The organism is Cyanobium sp. LEGE 06143, from assembly GCF_015207535.1.
GTDB lineage: Bacteria > Cyanobacteriota > Cyanobacteriia > PCC-6307 > Cyanobiaceae > NIES-981.
On sequence record NZ_JADEWP010000226.1, the window covers coordinates 1 to 3485 of the forward strand.

Annotated in this window: 3 protein-coding genes; all 3 read left to right on the plus strand. The window is 71.8% G+C overall.

Translation table 11 applies throughout. The features are described from left to right. Positions 1–100 precede the first annotated feature (100 nt). The 3 genes from IQ216_RS12675 to IQ216_RS12685 are packed head-to-tail and all read left to right on the plus strand — an operon-like array spanning position 101 to position 3448. A complete protein-coding gene (locus IQ216_RS12675; protein WP_186700553.1) occupies positions 101–1135 on the plus strand; it encodes an amino acid ABC transporter substrate-binding protein in 1035 nt (344 codons plus the stop codon). Next, on the plus strand, positions 1135–2193 hold the full coding sequence (locus IQ216_RS12680; protein WP_193815763.1) for an ABC transporter permease subunit: 1059 nt from the start codon (positions 1135–1137) through the stop codon (positions 2191–2193). Before IQ216_RS12675 ends, IQ216_RS12680 begins: the two co-directional genes overlap by 1 nt. A 1-nt stretch (position 2194) precedes the next feature. Next, on the plus strand, positions 2195–3448 hold the full coding sequence (locus tag IQ216_RS12685) for an amino acid ABC transporter permease (protein WP_193815764.1): 1254 nt from the start codon (positions 2195–2197) through the stop codon (positions 3446–3448). Positions 3449–3485 lie beyond the last annotated feature (37 nt).

The window sequence follows — 3485 nt, forward strand, 5'->3', positions numbered from 1 at the left end:
GCCCCCCCGTTCTCCTGCGGCTGCCATGGCTTGCCCCCCTGAGCGCATTGGCCCCGCCGCCAGCGCCAGCCGAGCCCGCGAGCCGGCGGGGCTCGCCCTGATGGCGCTGCTCGCGGCGCTCCCCCTGGCGGCCTGCGCGCCCGAGGGGGGGGCCGGCAGCCAGAGCCCGAAGCTCTCCGCCATCACCGGCCGCGACAAGCTCGTCTGCGGGGTGGAGGGCACCCTGCCGGGCTTCAGCTTTGTGGAGGCCGACGGCACCTATTCCGGCCTCGATGTGGACACCTGCAAGGCCGTGGCCGCCGCCGTGCTCGGCGATCCCAGCAAGGTGGAATACCGCAACCTCAACTCCAGCGAGCGCTTCGCCGCCCTGGCCAGCGGCGAGGTGGACATGCTCGCCCGCAACACCACCGCCACCCTCAGCCGCGATGCCGCGGGCGGCAACGGCCTGAGCTTCGCGCCCACCACCTTCTATGACGGCCAGGGCGTGATGGCGCCGGTGAGCCGGGGCATCAGCGGCCTGCGGGATCTGGCCGGCCAACCGATCTGCGTGGAGAGCGGCACCACCACGGAGCTCAACCTGGCCGACCGGATGCGCGAGATCAACGTGCCCTACACCCCGCTGAAGTTCCAGACCAGCGATCAGACCTACGCCGCCTATCTCGGTGGCCGCTGCGTGGCCGTGACCAGCGACCGCTCCCAGCTGGCCGGCAAGCGCAGCAGCTTCCCGGCTCCCGATGAGCACCAGCTGCTGCCCGACGTGCTCAGCAAGGAGCCCCTCTCGCCGGCCAGCACCAATGCCGATCCGGCCTGGGCCGATGCCCTGCGCTGGGTGGTCTTCGCCCTGATCCAGGCGGAGGAGTGGGGCATCACCCAGGCCAATCTCGAGGCCAAAGTGGCCGAGGCCGAGGCCAACACCAACCTGGCCGATCTGCGCCGCTTCTTCGGGGTGGAGGGCGACTTCGGCCGCCAGCTCGGCCTGCCCGCCGACTTCACCGTGCAGGCGATCGCCGCCGTGGGCAACTACGGCGAGATCTTCGAGCGCAACGTGGGAACCAGCTCGCGCCTGAAGCTGGAACGGGGCCTCAACAAGCTCTGGAATGAGGGCGGCATGCTGTACGCCCAGCCCTTCCGCTGATGGCGCGGCCCCCCCGCCCCGGCCGCTCCAGAGCTGGGGCACCGGTTGCTCCCAACACCAGCTCAGCGATCGGTTCAGCCGATCCCGCCGTGCCCTGGTGGCGCAACCGGCGTGTGTTGCCCTGGGTGGTGCAGGCGGCCGTGGCCCTGGCGGTGCTGCTGGTGGCGGTGTTCCTGCTCGGCAACCTGATCCGCAACCTCACCGCCGCCGGTCTGCTGCTCACCTGGCGGTGGCTGGGCCAGCCCGCCGGCTTCCCGATCGGCGAAACCACCATCCCCTTCGACGCCACCATGCCCTACTGGCGGGCGCTGCTGGCGGGGCTCGCCAACACCCTGCGGGCCGTGCTCTCGGCCCTGGTGGGGGCCACCCTGCTGGGCACGGCGGCGGGCATGGCCAACTTCAGCAGCAACGGCCTGCTGCGCCGCCTGGTGCGGGCCTATGTGGAGGTGGTGCGCAACATCCCGCTGCTGGTGCAGCTGGTGTTCTGGTATTTCGTTGTGTTCCTCTCCCTGCCCAACGGCGCCGCCGCCATCCAGCTGCCGGGGCTCACCCTGGCCAAGTCCGGGCTTTACCTGGCCGGCTTCGGCAACGGCTGGAGCTGGGTCGGGCCCAGCCTGGTGAACGGCGTCTGGCAGGCGCCGCTGCGGCTGAGCGTGGAGTTCGGCGCCCTGCTCTGCGGCCTGGTGGTGTATTCCGGCGCCTACATCGCCGAGGTGGTGCGGGGCGGCATCGCCGCGGTGACCCAGGGACAGTGGGAAGCGGCGGCCTCCCTCGGCCTGGGCTGGTTCTCCACCCTGCGCCATGTGGTGCTGCCCCAGGCCCTGCGGGTGATCGTGCCCGGCCTCAACACCCAGTACATCTCCCTGGCCAAGAACTCCTCCCTGGCGGTGGCCGTGGGCTTTCCCGACCTCTACGCCGTGGCCGAGACCACCCTCAACCAGACGGGCCGCGCCGTGGAGGTGGTGATCCTGCTGCTGGCCTCCTACCTGGTGCTCGATCTGCTGATCTCCGCCCTGATGAACGGCCTCACCCAGCTCGTGCAGATCAGGGAGCGCTGAGATGGTGCCCTCCGCCACCCCCAACGGCTCCGGCCGGCCGGGCCTGCTGGCTGCCCTGAAACGGGAGCTGTTCGCCAGCCGCGGCGACACCGTGCTCAGCCTTGCCCTGATCGGCCTGATCGGCAGCGCCCTGTTTGCCCTGCTGCGCTGGGCCCTGGGCTCCGCCAACTGGGCGGTGATTCAGCTCAACAGCACCCTGTTCGCCGTGGGGCGCTATCCGCAGCCACAGCAGTGGCGCCTGTGGCTGCTGCTCGCCCTTCTCTGCGCCACCAGTGGCCTGAGCTGGGGCCTGCTGCGCAGCCAGCCGCGGCCCGACCGCCGCGGCAACCCCTGGCCCAACTCCGATCGCTGGGCCTGTGGCCTGATCGCCGGGCTGGCCCTGTGGACGCCCTGGGCCCTGCAGCTCAGCCCCGCCATCGCCGGCCGTTGGGCCGCCCTGGCCGCCCTGCTGCTGGCGCTGCGCTGGCTCACGGGACGCTGGGCCCAGCGGCTGGGGCCGGAGCTGGGGTCGCGGGCGCTGCGGGGGCTGGCCCTGCTCTGGCCGGGGCTCTACCTGCTGGGCATGGTGCTGATCAGTGGCGGCTTCGGGCTGACGCGGGTGTCCAGCGCCGAGTGGGGAGGCCTGCTGCTCACCCTGCTGGAGGCCAGCTTCGCCATCCTGCTCTGCTTTCCCCTGGGGGTGCTGCTGGCCCTCGGTCGCCGCAGCTCCCTGCCGCTGCTGCGCTGGGGTTCGGTGCTCTACATCGAGTTCATCCGCGGGGCGCCGCTGATCACCCTGCTGTTCCTCGGCCAGAACATCCTCGGCTTTCTGCTGCCGGGCGGCCTGGCCCCGGAGCGGGTGTGGCGGGCCGCCTGGGTGCTCACCTTCTTCGCGGCGGCCTACCTGGCCGAGGCGGTGCGGGCCGGCCTTAGCGCCGTGCCCGCCGGCCAGCTGGAGGCGGCGCGTTCCCTCGGCCTCGGGCCGCTGCAGGCCCTGCAGCACGTGGTGCTGCCCCAGGCCCTGCGGGTGGCCCTGCCGGTGATGGTGAGCCAGTTCATCTCGCTGCTGCAGGACACCACCCTGCTGTCGCTGATCGGCCTGCTGGAGCTGCTCGGCACCGCCCGCGCCGTGATGGCCAACCCCGCCTTCCTGGGCCACTACGGCGAGGTGTACCTCACCCTGGCAGTGCTGTTCTGGGGCTGCTGCACCGCCCTGGGCCTGGGCAGCCGGGCCCTGGAACACCGCCTCGATCCCCGCCACAGCTCCAGTGGCTGAGACACCGCTCCAACCCCGCCCCTTCTCATCCCCATGG

Coding starts and splice junctions, on each gene's coding strand:
- IQ216_RS12680 (WP_193815763.1), top strand. CDS start 1,135: ATGGCGCGGCCCCCCCGCCCCGGCCGCTCCAGAGCTGGGGCACCGGTT.
- IQ216_RS12685 (WP_193815764.1), top strand. CDS start 2,195: ATGGTGCCCTCCGCCACCCCCAACGGCTCCGGCCGGCCGGGCCTGCTG.
- IQ216_RS12675 (WP_186700553.1), top strand. CDS start 101: ATGGCGCTGCTCGCGGCGCTCCCCCTGGCGGCCTGCGCGCCCGAGGGG.